General features: G+C 59.2%; 25 protein-coding genes. 15 read left to right on the forward strand and 10 right to left on the reverse strand.

Features of this window, described 5'->3' with window-relative positions:
* Nucleotides 1–35: 35 nt before the first annotated feature.
* A complete protein-coding gene (locus tag JZX89_RS09785; protein ID WP_207133954.1) occupies nt 36–1,214 on the reverse strand; it encodes a hypothetical protein in 1,179 nt (392 codons plus the stop codon).
* A 326-nt stretch (nt 1,215–1,540) separates the two neighbouring features.
* Between JZX89_RS09785 and JZX89_RS09790 the strand changes: the two genes are divergently transcribed.
* Nucleotides 1,541–1,909 (forward strand): ArsR/SmtB family transcription factor, encoded by a 369-nt coding sequence (locus JZX89_RS09790; protein ID WP_207133955.1) that lies wholly within the window; start codon nt 1,541–1,543, stop codon nt 1,907–1,909.
* A complete protein-coding gene (locus JZX89_RS09795; protein ID WP_207133956.1) occupies nt 1,902–2,435 on the forward strand; it encodes an SRPBCC family protein in 534 nt (177 codons plus the stop codon). Before JZX89_RS09790 ends, JZX89_RS09795 begins: the two co-directional genes overlap by 8 nt.
* Before the next feature lie 133 nt (nt 2,436–2,568).
* Here the strand turns inward: JZX89_RS09795 and JZX89_RS09800 are convergent, their stop codons facing one another.
* Nucleotides 2,569–3,414, reverse strand: a complete 846-nt coding sequence (locus JZX89_RS09800) for an aldo/keto reductase (protein ID WP_207133957.1) — start codon at nt 3,412–3,414, stop codon at nt 2,569–2,571.
* 163 nt (nt 3,415–3,577) lie between these two features.
* Here JZX89_RS09800 and JZX89_RS09805 point away from each other — a divergent pair, with 163 nt between their 5' ends.
* Nucleotides 3,578–4,171, forward strand: coding sequence for a LysE family translocator (locus tag JZX89_RS09805; protein WP_207133958.1), 594 nt, complete (start codon nt 3,578–3,580; stop codon nt 4,169–4,171).
* A gap of 6 nt (nt 4,172–4,177) precedes the next feature.
* Here the strand turns inward: JZX89_RS09805 and JZX89_RS09810 are convergent, their stop codons facing one another.
* Genes JZX89_RS09810 through JZX89_RS09820 form a run of 3 tightly spaced genes read right to left on the reverse strand, consistent with a single transcriptional unit; the run spans nt 4,178 to nt 5,884 of the window.
* Nucleotides 4,178–4,966 carry an anti-sigma factor family protein gene (locus JZX89_RS09810; protein WP_207133959.1) on the reverse strand — a complete coding sequence of 263 codons (789 nt, stop codon included), beginning with the start codon at nt 4,964–4,966 and terminating at the stop codon, nt 4,178–4,180.
* Nucleotides 4,963–5,520 carry an RNA polymerase sigma factor gene (locus JZX89_RS09815; RefSeq protein ID WP_207133960.1) on the reverse strand — a complete coding sequence of 186 codons (558 nt, stop codon included), beginning with the start codon at nt 5,518–5,520 and terminating at the stop codon, nt 4,963–4,965. The genes JZX89_RS09810 and JZX89_RS09815 overlap by 4 nt, the downstream gene beginning before the upstream one ends.
* Complete coding sequence (locus JZX89_RS09820; protein WP_369809542.1) at nt 5,504–5,884, reverse strand: COG4315 family predicted lipoprotein; 381 nt, start codon at nt 5,882–5,884, stop codon at nt 5,504–5,506. Before JZX89_RS09820 ends, JZX89_RS09815 begins: the two co-directional genes overlap by 17 nt.
* A gap of 142 nt (nt 5,885–6,026) precedes the next feature.
* Here JZX89_RS09820 and JZX89_RS09825 point away from each other — a divergent pair, with 142 nt between their 5' ends.
* Nucleotides 6,027–6,389 (forward strand): ArsR/SmtB family transcription factor, encoded by a 363-nt coding sequence (locus JZX89_RS09825; protein WP_207133961.1) that lies wholly within the window; start codon nt 6,027–6,029, stop codon nt 6,387–6,389.
* On the forward strand, nt 6,386–6,868 hold the full coding sequence (locus tag JZX89_RS09830) for an SRPBCC family protein (protein ID WP_207133962.1): 483 nt from the start codon (nt 6,386–6,388) through the stop codon (nt 6,866–6,868). The genes JZX89_RS09825 and JZX89_RS09830 overlap by 4 nt, the downstream gene beginning before the upstream one ends.
* Nucleotides 6,869–6,874: 6 nt before the next feature.
* Here the strand turns inward: JZX89_RS09830 and JZX89_RS09835 are convergent, their stop codons facing one another.
* Together JZX89_RS09835 and JZX89_RS09840 are read right to left on the reverse strand one after the other, a co-directional pair.
* The gene (locus JZX89_RS09835) at nt 6,875–7,357 is read right to left on the reverse strand and encodes a DUF2269 family protein (protein ID WP_207133963.1); all 483 of its coding nucleotides are present in this window, start codon (nt 7,355–7,357) and stop codon (nt 6,875–6,877) included.
* Nucleotides 7,357–8,643, reverse strand: a complete 1,287-nt coding sequence (locus JZX89_RS09840; protein ID WP_207133964.1) for an SDR family oxidoreductase — start codon at nt 8,641–8,643, stop codon at nt 7,357–7,359. Before JZX89_RS09840 ends, JZX89_RS09835 begins: the two co-directional genes overlap by 1 nt.
* A 124-nt stretch (nt 8,644–8,767) precedes the next feature.
* On the opposite strand from JZX89_RS09840, the gene JZX89_RS09845 reads away from it, so the two are divergent.
* Complete coding sequence (locus JZX89_RS09845) at nt 8,768–9,895, forward strand: ATP-dependent DNA helicase (protein WP_174373508.1); 1,128 nt, start codon at nt 8,768–8,770, stop codon at nt 9,893–9,895.
* Between the two features lie 72 nt (nt 9,896–9,967).
* Here the strand turns inward: JZX89_RS09845 and JZX89_RS09850 are convergent, their stop codons facing one another.
* Nucleotides 9,968–10,663, reverse strand: a complete 696-nt coding sequence (locus tag JZX89_RS09850) for a MerR family transcriptional regulator (RefSeq protein WP_207133965.1) — start codon at nt 10,661–10,663, stop codon at nt 9,968–9,970.
* Nucleotides 10,664–10,896: 233 nt separating this feature from the next.
* Between JZX89_RS09850 and JZX89_RS09855 the strand changes: the two genes are divergently transcribed.
* The gene (locus JZX89_RS09855) at nt 10,897–11,652 is read left to right on the forward strand and encodes a pyridoxine 5'-phosphate synthase (protein ID WP_149900241.1); all 756 of its coding nucleotides are present in this window, start codon (nt 10,897–10,899) and stop codon (nt 11,650–11,652) included.
* A gap of 72 nt (nt 11,653–11,724) precedes the next feature.
* Nucleotides 11,725–12,990: an NAD(P)/FAD-dependent oxidoreductase gene (locus JZX89_RS09860; protein ID WP_207133966.1), complete on the forward strand. Its 1,266-nt coding sequence runs from the start codon at nt 11,725–11,727 to the stop codon at nt 12,988–12,990.
* 78 nt (nt 12,991–13,068) lie between these two features.
* Here JZX89_RS09860 and JZX89_RS09865 read toward each other — a convergent pair whose 3' ends face one another.
* Nucleotides 13,069–14,115 carry an NAD(P)-dependent alcohol dehydrogenase gene (locus JZX89_RS09865; RefSeq protein WP_207133967.1) on the reverse strand — a complete coding sequence of 349 codons (1,047 nt, stop codon included), beginning with the start codon at nt 14,113–14,115 and terminating at the stop codon, nt 13,069–13,071.
* Nucleotides 14,116–14,307: 192 nt separating this feature from the next.
* On the opposite strand from JZX89_RS09865, the gene JZX89_RS09870 reads away from it, so the two are divergent.
* From JZX89_RS09870 to JZX89_RS09890, 5 genes are all read left to right on the forward strand, one after another.
* Entirely contained in the window at nt 14,308–15,213 is a 906-nt protein-coding gene (locus JZX89_RS09870) for an AraC family transcriptional regulator (protein ID WP_149900244.1), read from the forward strand.
* Between the two features lie 393 nt (nt 15,214–15,606).
* On the forward strand, nt 15,607–16,260 hold the full coding sequence (locus JZX89_RS09875; RefSeq protein WP_110760222.1) for a TetR/AcrR family transcriptional regulator: 654 nt from the start codon (nt 15,607–15,609) through the stop codon (nt 16,258–16,260).
* Nucleotides 16,261–16,307: 47 nt separating this feature from the next.
* Nucleotides 16,308–17,327, forward strand: a complete 1,020-nt coding sequence (gene ilvC, locus JZX89_RS09880) for a ketol-acid reductoisomerase (protein WP_149900245.1) — start codon at nt 16,308–16,310, stop codon at nt 17,325–17,327.
* A 136-nt stretch (nt 17,328–17,463) separates the two neighbouring features.
* Nucleotides 17,464–17,718, forward strand: coding sequence for a type II toxin-antitoxin system Phd/YefM family antitoxin (locus tag JZX89_RS09885; protein WP_142840208.1), 255 nt, complete (start codon nt 17,464–17,466; stop codon nt 17,716–17,718).
* Complete coding sequence (locus JZX89_RS09890) at nt 17,715–17,984, forward strand: Txe/YoeB family addiction module toxin (RefSeq protein WP_149900246.1); 270 nt, start codon at nt 17,715–17,717, stop codon at nt 17,982–17,984. The genes JZX89_RS09885 and JZX89_RS09890 overlap by 4 nt, the downstream gene beginning before the upstream one ends.
* A gap of 4 nt (nt 17,985–17,988) precedes the next feature.
* On the opposite strand, the gene JZX89_RS09895 is transcribed toward JZX89_RS09890, so the two are convergent.
* Nucleotides 17,989–18,438 (reverse strand): RbsD/FucU family protein, encoded by a 450-nt coding sequence (locus JZX89_RS09895; RefSeq protein ID WP_207133968.1) that lies wholly within the window; start codon nt 18,436–18,438, stop codon nt 17,989–17,991.
* Nucleotides 18,439–18,712: 274 nt separating this feature from the next.
* Here JZX89_RS09895 and JZX89_RS09900 point away from each other — a divergent pair, with 274 nt between their 5' ends.
* Nucleotides 18,713–19,957 (forward strand): aminotransferase-like domain-containing protein, encoded by a 1,245-nt coding sequence (locus JZX89_RS09900; protein WP_149900248.1) that lies wholly within the window; start codon nt 18,713–18,715, stop codon nt 19,955–19,957.
* Nucleotides 19,958–20,260: 303 nt separating this feature from the next.
* Nucleotides 20,261–21,244 carry an ABC transporter substrate-binding protein gene (locus tag JZX89_RS09905; protein ID WP_149900249.1) on the forward strand — a complete coding sequence of 328 codons (984 nt, stop codon included), beginning with the start codon at nt 20,261–20,263 and terminating at the stop codon, nt 21,242–21,244.
* Nucleotides 21,245–21,246 lie beyond the last annotated feature (2 nt).

Raw genomic sequence — 21,246 nt, forward strand, 5'->3', positions numbered from 1 at the left:
GCCCGCGCTACGTCGCGGGCTTGTCGTTTTCCTAGCTACCGTCCGGTGCGTTTTCCAAAGGGAATGATGCGTGCGTTTCCGGTCCTGCCTGGGTTTTGCGGCGGGTCATCCGCAGGACGCGTCACGACGAGACGGCCGCCGGTACCTTCGGCCAACGCCTCGCTTTCGCGCATTTTGCGAAGCCTGGCTCGGGCTTCCGGCGTCGCCGTGCCGATCAGTCGTTCAACGCCGTTGACGCCACCCGGGACCGTGAGCCGGTGTTCGAGATCCTGCGCCATATAGCCATGTTGACGAGAGTAGCGAAGGGTTAGCTGATAGCAATCCGGCATGCCTTCTTCGGCGTTCGCTTCGACATGGCGAACCCGGTAGGAAACGGTGTCGTCTTCTATCCCGAAGATGTCGCCATCGGGGATGATATATCCGTTTTTCTGGGTGGCAATTTTGATGAAAGTGAGCGCGCCTTCATACAGTTCGGGCCATGGAACGGGAGCGGCTTCAACATGGATTTCCCGCCCGATATAGTCTGCCGCCCCCAAGGTGTGAATGCCGACATATTGCCCCGTCGTTCCCCGGGGCGGCTCCTCACCGTAAATGCAGGGATGAACCGTCAGCGGGCCGATAGGCTCTCCCACCAATGTCGTGAAATTGTCGGGCGAAAACACCATGTTGCTCTGGGTCCAGTGGATCAGGCTTGCCGGCATGCCTGTGCAGATCGTTTCGCAGGCAATTGACAGGACTTTGATCCGCTCGAGAAACTCGGCAAGCGAATGGCCGGGTTGGTGCATGCCGAGTTCGTCGAACAGGCTCGAAATACCTTTTTCCCGGATCACGCCGCCAAATACCCCGTGCTGTACATAGACGAGCAGATGGGATTTGTGATGTCTGATACGGTCTGTGGCATCAGGCACCAGCATGGTGGAGATTGGTGAGCCGAGCGTGCCAGCAAAAACGCCGTGATCCGCCGACCCGGCTATGAATTCGACGGTGACCTGAAGATCGTTCGGCCCGAACATCTGTACATAGGACGAAGACATTCCGGGGCATGTCAGGGGAATGCCGAGCCGGTTGAACACGGTCTGGAACTGCTTGACCAGATCCGGTAGTGGCGAGGAGGGGATGTTGCCTTCCAAAAGGATGGCTGCTTGCATCTTGTTGGTATATTTCCCGATCATAATAATGGTGATCCCGATGAATATGCCAGTATCATCACGCATCTGGGTTGCGCTCTCGTAAATATAACTCACGCAATTTAATCAATGTAAAATTTTTTATTTGTCTGTGATTAAGATCATTAGCATTATTGTATATTTATATATGTCGTGCGTATATTTCTTTCTTTGTGCCTTGGTATCTACATTTCAAAGACAGCCCGTCGGGCATTGGAGTTTCTCCAAATCCGGTTCCGCTCCGAAAGCTCGATCCGCCGCTGTCAGCCGTTCGGCCTGCGGTTTGTCGCAGCCATCCCAGCGCGCCTTCGGTTGATGGATTTATATTCAACCATATGGTTGACTTTCTGGGCCGGTGAGCTATATTCAACAACATGGTTGAATTATCTGTTCCACAACTCGACACTGTCTTTCATGCTCTTGGCGACGCGACGCGACGCACGATGCTGCGGGACCTTTCTCTTGGCGAACGAACGGTAAGCCAGTTGGCCGAGCCGTTCGACATTTCGCTCGCCGCAGCTTCCAAGCACATCAAAGCGCTGGAGAATGCCGGGCTTATCCGCCGTGAGGTGAGGGGGCGCACCCATGTGTGCCGGCTTGCGCCGGAACCCCTGGCGCAAGCGCATGAATGGCTGGGCTTCTACCGGCAGTTCTGGAACAGCCGTCTCGATATTCTTGAGCAAATGCTCCGGGAGGATGAGCAGGGGAAAACCCCTGCAAATGGAGGAAATGACAATGGCTGATATCGCAATACCCGACATCTATGGCCGGCTCGTGGAGCCTGCGACCCTGAAGATCGAACGGCTGTTGCCGGGACCGATTGAGCGGGTGTGGGCCTTTCTGACACAAAGCGATCTTCGCCGCCGCTGGCTGGCATCCGGCGAAATGAAACTCGCGCCGGATGCACCGTTCGAATTGGTCTGGCGCAATGACGAGCTTTCCGATCCGCCGGGTCGCCGCCCGGAGGGCTTTTCCGAAGAGGAAAAGATGGCGTCCCGCATCATTACCGTCGTTCCGCCGCATCGCCTTGTCTTCAGCTGGGGCGAAGGCGGGGAGGTGTCAATCGAACTCCAGTCCCTCGGCAGGGATGTGCTTCTGACGCTGATTCATCGTCGGCTTTCGGATCGGAAGAGCAAGCTCGATGTCAGTTCCGGCTGGCACGCGCATCTCGATATTCTTGCGGACTGCCTTCAGGAAAAGGAGCCCGGCCCCTTCTGGGATGCATGGCTGAAACTGAGAAAAGAGTATGAGCAGCGCATAACCTCATAAAATACGTCAAGCCTGACGGCGCGGCTGGTCCGCGCCGTTCAAAGGGAGGCTTAGCGCGGTAGCTCCGGCTCTCACATTCTGATTCAACCGCCTCAGCGCCCGATTCCGAAATGTCTCTTAACTCCTTGCTCCATCAGAGCATTTCCAGCGCCGTCTTTCGCGTTGGCAGCGGGAAGGCGGCATCGAGAGCGGTCCAGTCTTCGTCACTTATTTCAAGATCGGTCGCACCGCGGTTTTCTTCCACACGGGAGGCGCTGGCGGATTTCGGGATGGCGATGACGCCGTCTCTTTCCAGCAGAAAGGCCAGCGCCAGTTGCGCCGGGGTCGCCTGATAGGCCTTGGCGATGCGGATGAGCTCGTGGTTCTTCAGGATTCGGCCCTGCTCGATGGGCGAATAGGCCATCAGCGGTACACCGCGCTCCTGGCACCAGGGCAGCAGCGAGAACTCGGGGCCGCGCCGCGACAGGTTGTAAAGGACCTGATTGGCGGCGCAGTTTTTGCCATCTGGCACCGCGAAAAGCTCTTCCATGTCGTCGGTATCGAAATTGGAGACGCCCCAGTCGCCTATCTTGCCGTCGCTCTTCAGTCTTTCGAAAGCCGCCACCGTTTCGTTCAGCGGGTGTTCGCCACGCCAGTGCAGCAGATAGAGGTCGATATGATCGGTGCCGAGCCTTGCAAGGCTGCGCTCGCAGGCCTCCACCGTGCCTTTGGCGCTGGCGTTCCACGGGTAGACCTTGCTGACCAGAAACACGTCGTCACGATGGCCGGCAATTGCCGTGCCGACCACCTCTTCGGATCGGCCATCGGCATACATCTCGGCGGTATCGATCAGCGTCATGCCGAGATCGATCGCCTTGCGGATGCTGTCGACCTCCTGAGACGCGGACGATCTGTTTTCTCCCATGTTCCAGGTGCCGAGGCCAAGGGCTGGAACCTCTTTTCCAGATGGCAGGGTAACGGAAGGAATGTCGTCATACATCGGTTCGCTCCAGCGGTTGTCGGGAGAGAATAGCCCTTTGTGCTGACTTCTCAAACCCGGCACGGGTGGGATCGATCCATCAAAAAAATTGACCCCGGCCATCGGCTTGCCGGGCTGGTTTGATAGTGGTCGGGTGGGTAGGGTCTCTCTCACAGGAGAGATCATGACCGTTGAAACCTTCGCTGCACTGGTGTTGTTTGCCTTCACCACCTCCATCACGCCCGGTCCGAACAATATGATGTTGTTTACCTCTGGCGTGAATTTCGGGTTCCGCCGCACCATCCCGCATATGCTGGGCATCGGCGTGGGGTTCTTTTCGCTGCTGATCGGTGTCGGTTTCGGTCTAGGTGCGGTGCTGCATTCGGTGCCGGCGCTTTACACCGGGCTGAAATTTGCGGGCGGGCTGTATCTCGTCTGGATCGCGTGGAAGATCGGTACTTCCCGCAGCCTGAACGAGGGGACGGCCGCATCGCAGCCGATGAGCTTCCTTGCCGCCGCTGCCTTTCAATGGGTCAATCCGAAGGCCTGGGTGATGGCGGTGACGGCAATGGCGACCTATACCAATGAGGCGCAATATTTCGTCACTGTTCTGGTCGTCGGCGTGGCCTTCGCCGCCGTCAATCTTCCCAGCGTTTCGACCTGGGCGGGCTTCGGTTCTGCGCTGCGCGACTGGCTGTCCGTGCCGGTCCGGCTCAAATGGTTCAACATCACCATGGCCGTGCTGCTCGTCGTCAGCCTTTGGCCGATGCTGAAATAACAGCCTTTACGTCGGGAATTGCCGATAACATTCCTCGGCGATCTTCTGCACTTCGTCGCGCGTCAGTTCGGCGGAAACGGCATAGCCCAGTTCGTTGTCTATCCAGTAGAAAGTCTCGATGCCGTCGGCGCTCGCCATGCGGAAACTGGTGGTGCGGTTTTCCTCGTTATGACCAATCAGCACCGTCACGCGTTTGCCGGTCTTGTCCTGATACATCAGCATTGCGCCCGGCTTGCCGCTGACGGGGATGAGGCGTCCGCCGACGAGGTCGTATCCGATTTTGGAAAGATCAGGGATCGCAAAGGGATAGCCGAGCCGCTTGCCGAGCCATGTCGCAAGATGCTGCTGCTCTCCCGCGCCAACCTCGACGGGGTGGCGCACTTCGCTTGCATAGATGAGATAGGCGGATTTTGCCTGTGCCGGAATATCCGTCGTCAGCGACGCCAGCGTCACGTCCTGCGGTGTGGAGACGGATGGCGGCAGAAACCTGCCGGTTGCGGCGCCCGCAGCAAAGATCATGAGGGCGGCTGCTGTTTTCGCAAGAGCCGGTTTCAGCCGCCACGTGCGGACCGGCTTTGCTGGGCTGAGCATCGATGCGTCGTGCGGATGGGCGGCGGCATAGGAAGCGAAGGCATTGCGAAGAATGTTGGCCTGCTGTTTCCAGTCCTGCACGCGGGCCTGCTCTTCAGGTCTTTCTGCGAGCCACGCCTCGACAGCCGCGCGGTCATCGTCGGAAAGAAGCCCGTCGACATAGGCGTGCAGGTCGTCTTCGGTTATGGCGTCGGGCCGTTTCATCGTGGTCTCCGCAGAGGAATGATATTGTCCGCCGCCAGCTGCTGGCGAAGGGTTTCGCGGGCGCGGGACAGTCTGGACATGACAGTGCCGAGCGGGATCGACAGCGTCTCGGCTGCCTCCTGATAGCTGTAGCCTTCCACCGTCACCAGCATCAGCACGGCCCGCATGTCGGGCGAAAGAAGCGCGAGCGCGCCGTGCAGCCGGTCGTTCTCCAGCGTATCGGATAGCTGATCGGTGACGGCGATGGTCTCATGGCCATCAAGGCTCTCGGACGGGTGGCGTTTCTCGGCGCGGTGGCGGTTGCGATAAAGATTCGTCATTATCGTGTAAGCCCATGATTTCAAACCCGTTCCGCGCCATTGCCTTTTACTGACGAGCGCTTTTTCCACGCAGTCCTGCAAAAGGTCTTCGCCATCGGCGTCCGAGCGGGAAAGGCTGCGGGAATAACGGCGCAGCATGGGTATCAGAGCCAGCACCTCCGCTTCGAAGGTGCCGGCTGCGGGGGAGTGGCTCCCCCGCGTTTTGCCATTCATGCCATCAGGGTTTTGCGGCATCCCATACACCGTTCATACCGTCACCGGTGGCGTCGCCTTTTTTCATGTCCTTGACCCAGTAATAGAGCGGCATACCGTCCTTGGCCCATTGCATCTTGCCGTCCTTGCGCGTCACGGTCGTATAGGCCCCCTCGGCCTTGTCGCCCATGCTCGCGAAAAACGGCGGCCAGTTCGTGGCGCATTTGTCATAACAATTGGATACGCCCTTCTTGTCGTTCTTGAAAGTGTAGAGCGTCATGCCTTTTTCGCCGGCAAGTACATTGCCTTTGTCGGTCTTGACCGTTTCGACCGCCGGGGCCGCATAGGCCGTTCCGGCAAAAGCCAGAATGAGGGCGGGAACGATAAAGCGGATCTTCATGGACATATCCTCCTTGGTTCGGGCGGGCTGTGCCGCCAACAGATCAAGAGACACCGCAGGTGGCCGGTTTATTCCCTGTCGCGGCACGATTTTTGTGATTTTAAAACTTATCCATTGAGCTAAGTATTTTATCGTGATAGTTAGCCTTATGGAAAACTATTCAGCCGCGCTCGACGATATCTTCCAGTCTCTTGCCGATCCGACCCGCAGGGCGGTGATTTTGAAGCTGGGCGGTGGGGAAGCGAGCATCGGAACGCTGGCCGAACCTTTCGATATGGCTTTGCCATCGTTCATGAAACACATTCGCCAGCTGGAAGAGGCCGGGCTGATCGTGACCCGCAAGCAGGGCCGAGTGCGGTTCTGCTCGTTGGAGAAACAGCGGTTTTCCATGCTCGATGGCTGGTTGTCGCAACAGCGCGCCATCTGGGAAGGCCGCACGGACCGGCTCGAACAATTCGTCATGGCGCAAAAAGATATGGCCGCCACACGCAAACGGGAGAATGACACATGACCGAAACTTTCAATCCCGATCTCGACCTGAAGATTTCACGGATCATAAGGGCGCCGCGACAGCTCGTCTGGAATGCATGGGTCGATAAGAACAGTCTTGAACAATGGTGGGTACCGCATCCCGGCCAGTGCCGCGTCGAGAAGATGGAGCTTCACCCCGGCGGCGCGTTCGAGACGCGCTACAGCGAGGACGGCAAGGCATTTGGCGACCATATAAGCGGCTGTTTTCTGGTGGTGGATGATGGCGAGCGTCTGGTTTTCACCGATGCGCTGACCTCGGGTTTCCGCCCCTCCGCCCGCCCGTTCCTCACCGCCGTGATGACGTTCCGTGATCACCCGGAGGGTATGGAATATGTGGCCTATGCCATGCACCGAAACTCCGGGGATCGCGATAAGCACGCGGAGATGGGTTTCTTCGACGGCTGGAACACGGTTGCGGAGCAGCTGGCGCAGCTTGTCGAAAAGCAGGTGGCCCATTGAGCGGCATCAGCCGAACAGGGCGATATCCGGTTTGGTGAGCATCAACCAGATGATGCCGACAACCGCGAAGAAGGCGGGGAAACCGCAGGCGAACCAGATGCGGTAAAGACGGAACCACTGCGCCGGCAAGGCCTGTCCCGTGGCGGCGCAGTCTAGGGCGATATTGCGCAGCCGGATCTGGATCCACACCACCGGCAGCCAGAAGACGCCGGTAAAGACATAGAGGCCAAGCGAAAGGGCTATCCAGCCTTCGGTCAGCGGCCAGCCGATGATGCGCGCGAGAAAATAACCGGTCACCGGCTGGATGATCGCCGCCGTGGCGGTGAAGATCGTATCGGCAATGACGACGGTGCCGGCGACATGGGCGATCAGCGCCGGGTTTGCCGTTCGCCGTGCCATGACCATGAAAAATGCGATGCCGGCACCGGTGCCGAACAGCACCGTTGCGCCGATGACATGGGCAAGCCGCAGCAGTTCCTCAAGCGTCATCAGCGTTCATCCAGCGTGGCAAGGGCAACAAGCGTCAGGGTGATGGAAGGCAGAACCTTGACGAGGGGACCGAGCGGATCGAGCCACAGGCCCGGCTCCAGCAGGCTACCGCCGGCGAGGTAAGCGGCGCTGACCAGCAGCATGCCGATGAGCGCCTTTCTGGCGAGCGACCGCAGCAGGACGGTGACGCCGAGGGCGATATCGATGAGGCAGGTGGCGAGTGTGAGGGTCACGGCCGGTGTCTGCGGCATGAAGGGCAGAAAATGCGCCGCTGCTCCATTGATGTTCAGCAGCGGCACGAGGCCGGACAGCAACCAGAATAGAGACAGGCAGAGGATGACCAGCGGTTTGAGCAGATATAATCTGGCAAACCACAGGTCCTGCACGCCGGAGGGGTGGGCGGCCAGCGTTTGCGTCAATGTCTTGAGTGACAACGTCCTCGGTCGCGCCTCATCCTCCGTCACGATGCCTTCCGACATGACTGTCATGGCGGTCGAACGCAGCGGCGAGGGCCAGCCGAGCGCGCCCGCGGCATCCGCCACAAGGCTGACGGGCCGCATGAAGGCTGCCGGAAGGTTTATGACAGGGGCAGGGGTGAGGCCGAGCCATTGCCGGTGGGTGACGCCCACATCCTGCAATGTCAGTGCTTCGTCTGCAGCAAGTTCGAGATCGCTGCCCGGTGGAATGTCGCCGTTGATCGCCGCGTTGACGGCTTCCGCCACATCCTCGACCGCGACCGTGCGGACCGGCATCGTGCCATTGACGAGCGGCAGCATGAGGGGAAAGCTGGCAAGCGCGCGCACCAGTGCCGTGCCGCCATGGGCATTGCGCCCGACAACCAGCGCAGGCCGGAGAATGACATAAGGCAGGCCACTTGCGGCCAGTGCTCCATCGGCGCGGCGTTTGGTGGCGAGAAAGGGCAGGTCGGCTGCCGCTCCCGCCGTGCGGGCCGATATCTGGATCAGCAGCCTGCCGCCCGCCTGCGCCGCCGCCTCGTAAAGCGCCAGCATGGCTTTTTCGTGCGTCGCGGCAAGATCGTCCGAAAGACCGTCCTGAAGCGCGCCGGCGCAATTGACGATGGCATCATGACCCCTGACCAGCACTTCCCAGTCTGGGGCTTGCGTCATGCGGGCGAGATCGGCGGAAATCCAGTTCGCGAAAGGCCACTTGTCTTTGCCGTGTCTGACGGAGCGGGCCAGCCCGGTGACGGAATGGCCTCTGCCATGGAGACTACGCATCACCTCCGAACCGATGAAACCTGTCGCGCCGAGAATCAATATCTTCATGCACGGCATGATAGCCGCCGTGGTTTAGAAACCAGCCGTGTTTTATTGCCGCATTATGGTCTCACGATTCATCTTTCGTTCTTTTTCTGTTGCGCAGGGTGCTCGAATCCTGCGATGAGGGCGCATGTTATTTTCACCGCAACAGGACGAAGCGCTCAAGGCTGTTTCCCGCTGGCTGAAGGAAGGCCGGACGCCGGTTTTCCGGCTGTTCGGTTATGCCGGAACGGGCAAGACGACGCTTGCCAAACATTTCGCGGAAAATGTCGATGGCGAGGTGCTGTTTGCGGCCTTCACCGGCAAGGCGGCGCAGGTGCTGCGTTCGCGCGGGGCGACCAACGCCCGCACCATCCATTCGCTGATCTACCGACCGCGTGGCGAAGAAACGGTTGAAGACGAGGAAACCGGCAAGACCTCGGTCGCGCCGATGTTCTCCATCAACCGCCAGAGCCCGCTTGCCAAGGCGGCGCTGATCATCATCGACGAATGTTCGATGGTGGATGAACAGCTTGGCAAGGATCTGATGAGTTTCGGCACGCCGATCCTCGTGCTTGGTGATCCGGGGCAGCTGCCGCCGGTATCGGGCGGCGGTTATTTTACCGAGCAGGAGCCGGATTATCTTCTGTCGGAAATCCACCGTCAGGCCAAGGACAATCCCATCATCCATCTTGCCATGGATGTGCGCGAAGGCCGCGAGATCATGCGCGGCGACTACGGCACGGCGCAGGTGATTTCGAAATCCGAGGTGACGCAGTCGCTGGTGCTGGAAGCCGATCAGGTGCTGGTCGGCACCAATCGAACGCGCCGGCGTTATAATCAGCGGCTTCGCGAACTCAAGGGTTTTTCGGCCGATTACCCGCAATCGGGCGACAAGCTGGTCTGCCTCAGGAACGATCCGGCCAAGGGCCTGCTGAACGGCTCGCTCTGGCAGGTGATGAGTTCGTCGCGCGAGACGGTGAAGCCCGGCATCAATCTGATGATCCGGCCGGAAGACGACGATATGGATCGCGGTGCAGCCAAGATCAAATTGCTGAAGGCGGCGTTTGAGGATGTCGAGACCGAAATACCGTGGACCACCCGCAAGCGCTACGACGAGTTCGATTTCGGATATGCGCTGACCGTGCACAAGGCGCAGGGTTCGCAGTGGAACAATGTGGTTCTTTTCGACGAGAGCTATGCGTTCCGGGATTCACGCGAAAGATGGCTTTATACCGCCATTACCCGCGCGGCAGAGACGCTTACCATCGTTCGTTGAGATAGAGCATTTGCTCAATCTCCTTTTCTGCGCCTTGTCCGGACGTGCTGCGCACTTTTCCTGCACATGCTTTCAAGCCCGGATAACGCCAAGCAGAACCGCCTTGGCGACCGCCTGAAAACGGTTGCTGGCGCTGAATTTGCCGATGATTTTTGCCTCAAGCAGGTTGAGATCGCTGCCCGAAAGGCCAAGAGCCCGGGCGAGCCGCACCGGGGCATAACCTTCCGCCATCAATTCCAGACATTTCCGTTCGGTATCGGTGAGGGCGATGTCGTTGGCCGGACCGCTTTCAGCGCCGTCGAAGCCATCCGCATCGCCATCGCTGACAAGCAATTCCTCGATCTGCTGGGCCTGGCGCTGAAGGGTGGAAAGCTCGGCGGTCAATTCTCTCTTGCGCTGCCTTAGCGCGACGTGAAATATGTCGTCCGCCTCTTCCTGCGACAGCGAGCGGACGAGTTTTTCCATGATCTCGGTAATGGCGGCAACCGAAATGCCGACTTCGCGGCAGACGTTGATGACGGCCATGCGCTGGACGTTGCGGTGGGTATAGACCCGCATCTGGCCGATGCGCTTCGAGGTTAGCAGCGCCTTTTCTTCGTAAAAATGAAGCGTTCGGTGGGTCACTCCAAAGATATTGGCCATATCGGCAATGGGCACCGGTTCGGCGGGCAGGAAAGAGGGCAGGCTTATGTCCGGTAAAAAGCTGCTGAGCCTTAGATTGGGTTTGTCCTCGTCGCCGTTTTCAAACGGCATACGGCCATCCTGCATCGTTTCCCCCTTTGCGCTCTTTGGCGGCGTGCCTGCTTTTAAAAGACATCCGTCGCTTGTTCCCCCGCAACGATCTGTCTTCTGATCAAGACATCATGCCAAACGCTACATAAGAACCGTAACGTGTATTGTGTGTTTTCGTTCCCGTATTCCAAAAAATTTTATCGGCCTCCTTGCGGTCAGCGTCAACCTGCGTGAAACAGGATGCAGATTCCGAACCGGAGCCAGACGCCATGCCCGCAAAACTTTCCGTCAATCTCAATGCAATCGCCATGCTGCGGAACCGCCGCGATCTTCCGTGGCCGGATGTCGCGCATTTCGGACAACTGGCACTCGCTGCGGGTGCAAGCGGCCTGACTGTACACCCTCGTCCCGATCAGCGCCATATCCGCTTTTCAGACCTGCCGGTGCTGCGCGCTTTGATCGATGACAGCTTCCCCAAGGCGGAGTTTAACATCGAAGGCTATCCGACCGAGGATTTTCTCGTTCTTTGCGAAAAGACCCAGCCGGAACAGGTGACGCTGGTGCCGGATGATCCCTCGCAGGCAACGTCGGACCATGGCTGGGATTTCCGCAAGCACGACGTTTTCCTGAAGGAAGTCGTCGGACGCCTGAAGGCCGGCGGCATGCGGGTTTCGCTGTTTGCCGATGGTGACGGGGAACGCGAGCCGGTGGAACTGGCGGCTGAAACGGGTGCGGCGCGTATCGAGCTTTACACCGGCCCCTATGGCGGCTGCTTTGACGATCCGCAAAAGGGCGAGGCGCTTCTTGAGAAGCTGGGACAGACGGCGGACCATGCTGCGGCACTCGGGCTTGCCGTCAATGCCGGCCATGACCTGACTGTCGCGAACCTGCCCAGGCTGATGAAACGCATTCCTTATCTGGCTGAAGTTTCTATAGGCCACGGATTGACGGCGGATGCGCTGGAATATGGCATGGCTGAAACAGTCCGGCGTTTTTGTCAGGCCTGCGGTCAGCCTATTTCATAACCAAAGTCAATTTTTTCGCCTATGCTTTGGCTTGCGCATGCTCCGTGCGCGCGCTTTTGAAGGCAGAGACATATGCAAGAACCTCATGTTGTCGTCGTGGGTGGAGGCTTCGGCGGTTTACAACTGGTACACGGGCTGGAGGGAGCCCCTGTCCGCATCACACTGATCGATCGCCGCAACCATCACCTGTTCCAGCCCCTGCTTTATCAGGTTGCGACAACGGCGCTGGCGACATCCGAAATCGCCTGGCCGATCCGCCATCTTTACCGCGACCGCAAGGAGGTAACGACCCTGCTTGCGGAAGTGACCGGCATAGACCGGGCGGCGCGGACCGTGCATTTAAGTTCGGGCCAGGTGATCGGTTTCGATACGCTGGTGCTGGCCACCGGCGCGCGCCACGCCTATTTCGGCCGCGACGAGTGGGAACGTTCCGCCCCCGGCCTCAAGACGCTGGAGGATGCGACGACAATCCGCCGCCGTCTGCTTCTGGCCTTCGAACGGGCCGAGCTTGCCACCAGCGAAGAGGAACGGCAGGCGCTGCTGACCTTCGTCATCATCGGCGCCGGACCGACGGGCGTGGAAATGGCGGGCATGATCGCCGAACTGGCCCACAAGGCGCTGCCGCCGGAATTCCGCAATGTGGATACCCGAAAGACCCGCGTGCTGCTTGTCGAGGCCGGCCCCCGCGTCCTGCCTGTTTTCACCGAGGATCTTTCTGCTTATGCCAAGGAAGCGCTTGAGAAGCTCGGCGTCGAGGTTCTGCTCGGTACGCCGGTGACGGCCTGCAGCGATGAAGGCGTGACGGTGGGCGAGACCCATTATCCCTGCCGCACGGTTGTCTGGGCCGCCGGCGTGCAGGCGTCTCCCGCTGCTAAATGGCTGGATGCCGCCGCCGACCGGGCCGGGCGTGTCATCGTCGGACCTCACCTCAATCTGGAAGATGACGCTGATATTTTCGTTATTGGCGATACGGCCGCCGTCAATCAGGAAAACGGCAAACCGGTGCCGGGCATCGCACCTGCGGCAAAGCAGCAGGGCGCCTATGTGGCGAAGGTCATCAAGGCCCGGCTCTCCGGCAAACCTTCGCCTGCACCCTTCCGCTACAGCCACCAGGGCAATCTCGCCACCATCGGCAAACGCGCAGCGGTGATCGATTTCGGCAGGTTCAAGCTCAAGGGCGTTCTGGCATGGTGGATCTGGGGCCTTGCCCACATCTACTTCCTGATCGGAACGCGTTCGCGGCTGGCTGTGGCGTGGAGCTGGCTGTGGATTTATCTGAGCGGCCAGCACAGCGCGCGGCTGATTACCCAGAAAGAGACGCTGAAGGACGAGGCCTGAGGGCCGGGCCGGCAAAGGACAAGGGCGGGAAGCATCGCTTCCCGCCCTTTTTTTATCAGTTGGCTGTCTTGACGGCCATCAGGCGTCGAGCGACGCCATGTCGATGACGAAGCGGTAGCGCACGTCGCTTTTCAGCACGCGCTCATAGGCTTCGTTGACATCCTTGATATCGATCTTTTCGATTTCCGACACGATGTTGTGCTTGCCGCAGAAATCCAGCATTTCCTGGGTTTCCTTGATCGAGCCGATCATGGAGCCGGCAAGCGAACGGCGGGCCGGAATGACGGAGAAAGCATGGACGGGGATCGCATTTTCCGGCACGCCGAGCAGCACCATAGTACCGTTGACCTTCAGGAGATTGAGGTAGGCGTTCCAGTCGATTTCAGCCGAAACGGTGCAGAGGATCAGGTCGAATGTGCCTGCTAGCTTTTCGAAGGCCGAAGCGTCGCTGGTGGCGTAATATTCCTTTGCGCCCAGCTTGAGGCCGTCTTCCTTCTTGGACAGCGTCTGCGACAGGACGGTGATATCCGCGCCCATGGCCGAGCCGATCTTGACGCCCATATGGCCAAGACCACCCATGCCGACGATCGCGACCTTTTTACCCGGACCGGCATTCCAGTGGTGCAGAGGCGAATAAAGCGTGATGCCGGCGCAGAGGAGCGGCGCGGAAGCGTCGAGCGGAAGGTTGTCCGGAATGGACAGAACGTAGTCTTCCCTCACGACGATGTGGTCGGAATAACCGCCCTGCGTGGCGGTCTTGCCGTCTCTATCGACGGAGTTATAGGTTCCGACAAGACCGGGCATGTACTGTTCATTGTCGAGATCGCGGGTGGCGCAGCCGACGCAGGAATCGACGAAACAGCCGACGCCGACGTGGTCGCCGACCTTGAACTTCGTGACCTTGGAGCCGACGGCTTTCACGACACCGGCAATCTCATGGCCGGGAACGATCGGGTAGACGGCATTCTTCCATTCGTTGCGGACGGTGTGGATGTCCGAGTGGCAGATGCCGGCATATTTGATGTCGATGACGACGTCGTCGTCGTTCGGCTCGCGACGTTCGAAGGTGAACGGGGTAAGCGGCTTGGACGCGTCGGTCGCAGCGTAACCTCTTGCAGTAGCCATTTGAATATCCTTATCGAGGGGTTGGGGACGGCGGAATATGCAATGGAAGTGCGGCGCTGCGTTAGAGCGATCCTCCGAGCTTTTTGCACGATCCTGCAAAAAATATGCGGGCATGCTCTTTGCGGAAGTCCGGTGGCTTTCTAGATAAGTGGCATCTGACGCGTCTCTTCCTTCACTTAAGGGATTCCCCTCATGTCCTTGCCGTTCAATGTCTATCAGGAGATCGCCTCCATCGCCGCACGACATGCTACCCGTGACGGTGAGGTGCAGACGGCCATCGAATCCCTCGGCATCAGCCGGCGCACCGCGCCGAGCGCGCCGTGTCACGGCAGCTATCGTCCCTGTCTTGCGATGGTGATACAGGGGTCGAAAAGCGTTCAATTGGGAACGGATACCATCAATTACGGCGCTGGCGACTATCTGCTGACCTCGCTTGAGCTGCCGGTCGCCTGGCGGGTGGTGGAGGCGAGCAGGGAGGCGCCGCATTTCTGTATCGCGCTTGCCATCGACAGCGAGAAGCTGCTCGACCTCATGCGTCGCGTGCCGATCGATACGCCGACGGAGCCCGCGAATGCGCAGCGCGGTATTGTCGTCAATGCCGCCACGCCGGAGCTTCTGGATGCGGCCATCCGGCTGTTGCGTTTGCTCGATCGTCCGGCAGAGATTGCCGCCATGGCGCCCTTGATCGAGCAGGAAATCCTCTACCGCATCCTGACCGGACCAGCCGGCGGGCAGCTGATGAACATCATCGCGGCCGGCAGCCAGGGCAATCGCATCGCCCGCGCCATCGCCTGGCTGCGTGAGAATTTTGCGCGCCAGCTGCGCATCGAGGATCTTGCCGAGCATATCGGCATGAGCGTCTCGTCTTTCCATCACCATTTCAAGACGATCACGGCCATGACGCCTGTTCAGTATCAGAAGCAGTTGCGGCTGCATGAGGCACGCCGGCTGATGCTTGCGGAGCGGCTGGATGCGGGCACGGCCGGCCATCGTGTCGGTTACCAGAGCCCGTCGCAGTTCAGCCGCGAATATAGCCGCTTTTACGGATTGTCGCCGTCGCGGGATATCGACGCTTCGCGCGAGATTGCGGCTGGGTAGATGTCCATGCATGGTGGAGCGATGGCGCGTGGGGCTTGCCCCCCTCTGCCCTGCCGGGCATCTCCCCCACAAGGGGGGGAGATCGATATGCCGCTACGCTTCGCCCATCTTGAGGACAGAGAATGAAGCAGGGCCAAAGCTGCTTACCGATCTCCCCCCGTGTGGGGGAGATGCCCGGCAGGGCAGAGGGGGGTAAGCCCCACGCGCCATCGCTCCGCTACCAACGCGCAACCGCCCAAAGAAGCCCCCCCCACCGCCATTTCCTACTACGCCGCACCGCGTCAATTCTTCTTATCCCCCGAAGAATCCGCTTGACCGCAACGCTGCCTCCGCTTAAATGGCGCTCGAACCGTACCGTACGGTACATTAATCGAGCTCCTGGAGTGGAAAGACTTGGCTTCCGACCCGATCACAGCGCAGGAATTTTCGCCGCGTCAGAACGCTGTTCTGGACCAGGCATTGCGTCTTCTGGTCGAGGGCGGCGAAAAAGCGCTCACCACATCGGGGCTGGCGCGCGCCGCCAACTGTTCCAAGGAAAGCCTCTATAAGTGGTTCGGCGACCGGGACGGCCTGCTGGCGGCGATGATCACCTTTCAGCAGAGCAAGGTCCGCACTTTCGAGAAGGCGGGTGACCGCGTTTCCGCGCCGCAGCTTGCCGATCATCTCGAGGTTTTCGCCCATGATCTGCTCGATGTGCTCGCGGGTGACGTGTCGCTGGCGCTCAACCGTCTGGCCATCGGGCAGGCTAGCCGTGACGGTTCCAAGCTCGGCGATCTTTTGTTGGAACGCGGCCGTCGCCAGATCGATCGTCGCGCCCGTGGACTGATCGAAGCGGGTCGCCGTTCCGGCTACCTGCGTTTCGATGATGCCGAAGAGGCATATCGCGGTTTTTACGGTCTCATCGTTTCGGATCTGCATGTGCGCATGCTGCTGGGCGAGGCGCCGGACAAGGATTTTTCCGCCCGGGCAAAGAAGGCGGTCGTCGCCTTTCTGACCCTCTACGGCACGGAAAAGGTACATTCGGAACTGGGTGGCAAGGTCGCTTAAGGTTCCGGTTAAGACAACAGATACAAGTATCAGGGAAGGACCATAAAATGCGCGTTTATTATGATCGTGATGCCGATCTCAATCTCATCAAGGCGAAGAATGTCGTCATCGTTGGTTACGGCTCCCAGGGCCGCGCCCATGCGCTGAACCTCAAGGATTCCGGCGCCAAGAACGTCGTTATTGCGCTCAAGGCCGGCTCGCCGACCGTCAAGAAGGCCGAAGCCGACGGCTTCAAGGTCATGACCGTTGCCGAAGCCGCCAAGTGGGGCGACCTCCTGATGATGGCGACGCCTGACGAATTGCAGGCCGACATCTACAAGGCCGACATTGCCGGCAACATCCGCGATGGCGCAGCGATTGCTTTCGCACACGGCCTCAACGTCCACTTCGGCCTCATCGAGCCGAAGGCATCGCTCGACGTCGTCATGATCGCACCGAAAGGCCCCGGCCACACGGTTCGCGGCGAATACCAGAAGGGCGGCGGCGTTCCCTGCCTCGTTGCTGTTCACCAGAACGCTTCGGGCAATGCTCTTGAACTCGCTCTCTCCTACGCCTGCGGCGTTGGCGGCGGCCGTTCGGGCATCATCGAAACCAATTTCAAGGAAGAGTGCGAAACCGACCTCTTCGGCGAACAGGTCGTTCTGTGCGGCGGTCTCGTCGAACTCATCCGCGCCGGTTTCGAAACGCTGGTCGAAGGCGGTTATGCGCCTGAAATGGCCTATTTCGAGTGCCTGCACGAAGTGAAGCTGATCGTCGACCTGATCTATGAAGGCGGCATCGCCAACATGAACTACTCGATCTCCAACACGGCAGAGTGGGGCGAATACGTCACCGGTCCGCGCATCATCACCGCTGAAACAAAGGCTGAAATGAAGCGCGTTCTGCACGACATCCAGACCGGCAAGTTCACCACCGAGTGGATGCAGGAATGGAAGGCCGGCGGCGCTCGCTTCAAGGGTATCCGCCGCAACAACGACTCTCACCAGATCGAAGAAGTCGGCGCCAAGCTGCGCGGCATGATGCCCTGGATCGGCAAGAACAAGCTGGTCGACAAGGCCGTCAACTAAGCTTCATTGCTTGGTGGAAGATATGGAGGCCGGGGCGAAAGCTCCGGCTTTTTCGTTCCGGGCTAAACTACGTAACCTTGACTTTCGTCGTCAAATACGTACATAAATATGTACATATTTCCGAAAGGCAGCTTCCATGGCAAATGTGCGATTTACGGAATTCCGTCAGAACTTCGCGACCCATTTCGACCGGGTTCTGGAGACGCGCGCTCCTCTTCTTGTCACGCGGCAAGGCAAAGAGGCGGTCGTTGTTCTTGCAGAAGGGGAATATGAAAGCATGCAGGAAACGTTGCATCTGCTATCCAACCCTGCAAATGCGTCACGGCTTCGTGCTTCCATGCAGGAGCTTGAACGTGGTGATACCGTCGAGCGGGACCCGACCGAAGAATGAAACTCGTCTGGACCACGAGTTCATGGGACGATTATGAGTTCTGGCAGAGAACCGATGCGCGCATGGTCGAGAAAATCAACGACCTTATTCGAAATGCGAAGCGAACACCCTTTTCGGGGCTTGGAAAGCCGGAGCCCTTGAAGGGCGACATGGCTGGTTACTGGTCACGGCGGATTACCGGCGAGCATCGCTTTGTCTATCGGGTGTCCGGGTCTGGAAGCGAGCAAAAGCTGGAAATTATTCAGTGCCGCTTCCATTACCAGTAGCCGCTTACTTCGGCTGGATGACGCCCTTCGTAAGGAGGAAGCAGCCATAAAACCGCGTCTCGCCAGTGGTGATGACGCAATAGGCCTGCTTCGCTTTTTCGTAAAAGGCAAAGCGTTCGATGCCATACATAGGAGCGGACTTCCCCTCGGCCGCGTCGATTTCCTTCTGCACCTCGGCCTGGACCGGCTCCAGCTGATGGGGTGCGCCCATCACTTCCATACGGCCGACCGAGGCCTGCAACGGCGTATCGAGCGGCAGTACGGACAGGATGGCTTTCATGGCGCGCGCGGCGGAGACATTGTCGATGTGTAGCGCCCTGCCGACCGTGGTGTGACGGGAAACCGAATCGGACGGGAAATTGGTATCGGAGATCACCAGCGTATCGCCGTGACCCATGGCGCGCAGCGCATGCAGCACATCGGCATTCAGCGCCGGGTCGATATTTTTCAGCATGTCGTCTCACTCCATGGATGCTTTCGCCGCATCGCGGCGTGGCCCGCAATCCACCCGGAAAAGCTTGCCGCGTCAATCGCAAACGGAAGATTGGCAAGCTTTGCGGGAGGGTGTATTTGGCTTTGTCCGTAAAATCGGGCCTCAAGGAGGGCCGGTTGCGGGCAATGTGCAGGGAGGCAGAAATAATTCGAAAAACTGATAAGTCAGTATTGCTGACATATCGACATTTCTGTAAAGATGCACGCATAAAAACGACACAAGAGGAAACGTACCTATGCTAGATTGGGAACAAATTTTCGCCACGCGCTCTTCGCGCATGAAAGCGTCTGAAATCCGCGAGTTGCTGAAGCTGCTCGAACAGCCTGATATCATCTCCTTTGCCGGCGGCATTCCGGACCCGGCTCTCTTCCCCGCAGAGGAATTCCAGCAGGCTTATGCGGAAATTTTTTCCGGCGCGCAGGTCAATGCAGCGCTGCAATATTCTGTCAGCGAGGGTTACAAGCCGCTGCGCGAATGGCTGGCGGGTGAGATGGCCGAGATCGGCATCGACTGCACCGCCGATAATGTTTTCATCGTTTCCGGCTCGCAGCAGGGTCTTGATTATCTCGGCAAGCTGTTCCTGTCGCCGAAGGACACGGCGCTGGTGACCTGGCCGACCTATCTCGGCGCGCTTTCCGCCTTCAACGCCTATGAGCCGAATTACGATCAGCTCAATCCGGGCGGCAACCGCACGCCGGAGGCTTATCGCGAAACCGCCGCCAAGCATGGCGGTGCGGTGAAGTTCGCTTATCTCTCGGCCGATTTCTCCAACCCGACCGGCGAAACCGTCGATCTGGCCGGCCGTGAAAAGGTTCTGGCGCTGGCCGACGAGCTTGACATCGCCGTCATCGAAGATGCCGCCTATCAGTCGCTGCGTTACGATGGCGAGGCGGTGCCGCCGATCATGGCGCTCGATATCGCCCGCTCGGGTGGCATCGAGAATACCCGCACCATCTATTGCGGCAGCTTCTCCAAGACGCTCGCCCCTGGCCTTCGCGTCGGTTACATCGTTGCTTCCGCACCTGTTATCCGCAAGCTGGTGCTGATGAAGCAGGCCGCCGACCTGCATTCCTCGACCATCAACCAGATCGCCATCGAACGCGTCGCCTCGCGCGGCTTCGACAAGCAGGTGGCCAAGATCAAGGCCGCCTATAGCGCCCGCCGTAATGCGATGCTGGCCGCGCTCGACAAGTACATGCCGAAGGGCACGCACTGGACGAAACCGGAAGGTGGCATGTTCATCTGGGTCACGTTGCCGGAAGGCATGGATGGCGCCGCACTGCTGGCAAAATCCATCGCCACGGAAAAGGTGGCTTTCGTTCCCGGTCGTGCATTCTTTGCGGATGGCTCGGGTACGAACACGCTGCGCATCAGCTTCTCCTGCGCCAACGAGGCGATGATCGAGGAGGGGATGATGCGGCTGGGTCGGTTGATTACGACGGCGCAGGCGGAAACGGGTGAGGTGCTTCCGGCGATTTGATGGTGCTATCGGCAATGGCGGAGGGTGTGGCTTCACCCCCCTCTGTCCTGCCGGACATCTCCCCCACAAGGGGGGAGATCGACCCGTGGCTATGTTTTTGCCCATCTCAACGTTAGAGAATGAAGTGGTAAGAGAGCCTCTTGCCAATCTCCCTCCTTGTGGGGGAGATGACCGGAAGGGCAGAGGGGGGTAAGCCACAATGTCTACCTTGCTGTAGAGATCACACCCCAAAAATCCTGCCTGTCACATACATGTTATGCAAGCATGTTTAAGCGGTCCCACCAAACAACAGGGACCGACCCCATGAAAACGCTGCTCTCCGCTTTCACCGCCATCGTATCGCTCGGCTTCATCGCCACCGCTGCCAATGCCGCCGATCTGGTGCTCTATACCAGCCAGCCGAACGAGGACGCGCAGGCGACCGTTGATGGTTTCAAGGCTGCCAATCCCGGTCTTGAAGTCGAATGGGTGCGTGACGGAACGCCGAAGATCATGGCCAAGCTGATGGCTGAGATCAGCGCCGGCAATCCGGTTGCCGACGTGCTCTTGATCGCCGACACCGTAACGCTCGAGCGCATGAAGCAGGCTGGCCAGTTGCTGGCCCACAAGTCTGCCGAAGCCAAGAACATCGACGCTTCGCTCTATGATGCGGATGGCTTCTATTACTCCACCAAGCTCATCACGACGGGTATCATGTACAACACCGCTGCCGCGATGAAGCCGACGAGCTGGAAGGATCTGGCCAAGGCCGAAGCCAAGGGTCTCGTGACCATGCCAAGCCCGTTGACCTCGGGTGCGGCGCTGATCCATGCGCAGACACTTGCTGCTGCCGATGGTCTCGGCTGGGACTATTACAAGCAGCTGAAGGCCAATGAAGCCATTGCCGGCGGCGGCAACGGTGCGGTTCTGAAATCCGTCGCTTCGGGCGAAAAGGCCTATGGCGTCGTCGTCGATTACATGCCGATCCGTGAAAAGGCCAAGGGCGCTCCGGTCGAGTTCGTTTTCCCGGAAGAGGGCGTATCGGCCGTCACCGAGCCGGTTGCCATCATCAAGGGCACCAAGCACGAAGAAGCGGCCAAGAAGTTTGTTGACTACGTGCTTTCGGAAAAAGGCCAGCAGGGCTTCGTCAAGCTCGGTTATATCCCCGTGCGGGCTGACGCCGGCATGCCGGAAGGTTTCCCGGCCCGCGACAAGATCAAGGTTCTGCCGCTCAGCGCCGCTGATGCGCTGAAGAACTCCGAACAGGATCTGAAGACCTTCTCCGATATCTTCGGCTCCAAGGGCTGATA

Origin of the sequence: Agrobacterium burrii, assembly GCF_017313405.1 — a bacterium.
In the GTDB taxonomy this organism is placed as follows: domain Bacteria; phylum Pseudomonadota; class Alphaproteobacteria; order Rhizobiales; family Rhizobiaceae; genus Agrobacterium; species Agrobacterium burrii.

What these genes read in the sequence shown, in the direction of transcription:
- JZX89_RS09785 (WP_207133954.1), bottom strand. Translation starts at nt 1,214, where the DNA reads ATGCGTGATGATACTGGCATATTCATCGGGATCACCATTATTATGATC.
- JZX89_RS09790 (WP_207133955.1), top strand. Translation starts at nt 1,541, where the DNA reads ATGGTTGAATTATCTGTTCCACAACTCGACACTGTCTTTCATGCTCTT.
- JZX89_RS09795 (WP_207133956.1), top strand. Translation starts at nt 1,902, where the DNA reads ATGGCTGATATCGCAATACCCGACATCTATGGCCGGCTCGTGGAGCCT.
- JZX89_RS09800 (WP_207133957.1), bottom strand. Translation starts at nt 3,414, where the DNA reads ATGTATGACGACATTCCTTCCGTTACCCTGCCATCTGGAAAAGAGGTT.
- JZX89_RS09805 (WP_207133958.1), top strand. Translation starts at nt 3,578, where the DNA reads ATGACCGTTGAAACCTTCGCTGCACTGGTGTTGTTTGCCTTCACCACC.
- JZX89_RS09810 (WP_207133959.1), bottom strand. Translation starts at nt 4,966, where the DNA reads ATGAAACGGCCCGACGCCATAACCGAAGACGACCTGCACGCCTATGTC.
- JZX89_RS09815 (WP_207133960.1), bottom strand. Translation starts at nt 5,520, where the DNA reads ATGCCGCAAAACCCTGATGGCATGAATGGCAAAACGCGGGGGAGCCAC.
- JZX89_RS09820 (WP_369809542.1), bottom strand. Translation starts at nt 5,884, where the DNA reads ATGTCCATGAAGATCCGCTTTATCGTTCCCGCCCTCATTCTGGCTTTT.
- JZX89_RS09825 (WP_207133961.1), top strand. Translation starts at nt 6,027, where the DNA reads ATGGAAAACTATTCAGCCGCGCTCGACGATATCTTCCAGTCTCTTGCC.
- JZX89_RS09830 (WP_207133962.1), top strand. Translation starts at nt 6,386, where the DNA reads ATGACCGAAACTTTCAATCCCGATCTCGACCTGAAGATTTCACGGATC.
- JZX89_RS09835 (WP_207133963.1), bottom strand. Translation starts at nt 7,357, where the DNA reads ATGACGCTTGAGGAACTGCTGCGGCTTGCCCATGTCATCGGCGCAACG.
- JZX89_RS09840 (WP_207133964.1), bottom strand. Translation starts at nt 8,643, where the DNA reads ATGAAGATATTGATTCTCGGCGCGACAGGTTTCATCGGTTCGGAGGTG.
- JZX89_RS09845 (WP_174373508.1), top strand. Translation starts at nt 8,768, where the DNA reads ATGTTATTTTCACCGCAACAGGACGAAGCGCTCAAGGCTGTTTCCCGC.
- JZX89_RS09850 (WP_207133965.1), bottom strand. Translation starts at nt 10,663, where the DNA reads ATGCAGGATGGCCGTATGCCGTTTGAAAACGGCGACGAGGACAAACCC.
- JZX89_RS09855 (WP_149900241.1), top strand. Translation starts at nt 10,897, where the DNA reads ATGCCCGCAAAACTTTCCGTCAATCTCAATGCAATCGCCATGCTGCGG.
- JZX89_RS09860 (WP_207133966.1), top strand. Translation starts at nt 11,725, where the DNA reads ATGCAAGAACCTCATGTTGTCGTCGTGGGTGGAGGCTTCGGCGGTTTA.
- JZX89_RS09865 (WP_207133967.1), bottom strand. Translation starts at nt 14,115, where the DNA reads ATGGCTACTGCAAGAGGTTACGCTGCGACCGACGCGTCCAAGCCGCTT.
- JZX89_RS09870 (WP_149900244.1), top strand. Translation starts at nt 14,308, where the DNA reads ATGTCCTTGCCGTTCAATGTCTATCAGGAGATCGCCTCCATCGCCGCA.
- ilvC (WP_149900245.1), top strand. Translation starts at nt 16,308, where the DNA reads ATGCGCGTTTATTATGATCGTGATGCCGATCTCAATCTCATCAAGGCG.
- JZX89_RS09885 (WP_142840208.1), top strand. Translation starts at nt 17,464, where the DNA reads ATGGCAAATGTGCGATTTACGGAATTCCGTCAGAACTTCGCGACCCAT.
- JZX89_RS09890 (WP_149900246.1), top strand. Translation starts at nt 17,715, where the DNA reads ATGAAACTCGTCTGGACCACGAGTTCATGGGACGATTATGAGTTCTGG.
- JZX89_RS09895 (WP_207133968.1), bottom strand. Translation starts at nt 18,438, where the DNA reads ATGCTGAAAAATATCGACCCGGCGCTGAATGCCGATGTGCTGCATGCG.
- JZX89_RS09900 (WP_149900248.1), top strand. Translation starts at nt 18,713, where the DNA reads ATGCTAGATTGGGAACAAATTTTCGCCACGCGCTCTTCGCGCATGAAA.
- JZX89_RS09905 (WP_149900249.1), top strand. Translation starts at nt 20,261, where the DNA reads ATGAAAACGCTGCTCTCCGCTTTCACCGCCATCGTATCGCTCGGCTTC.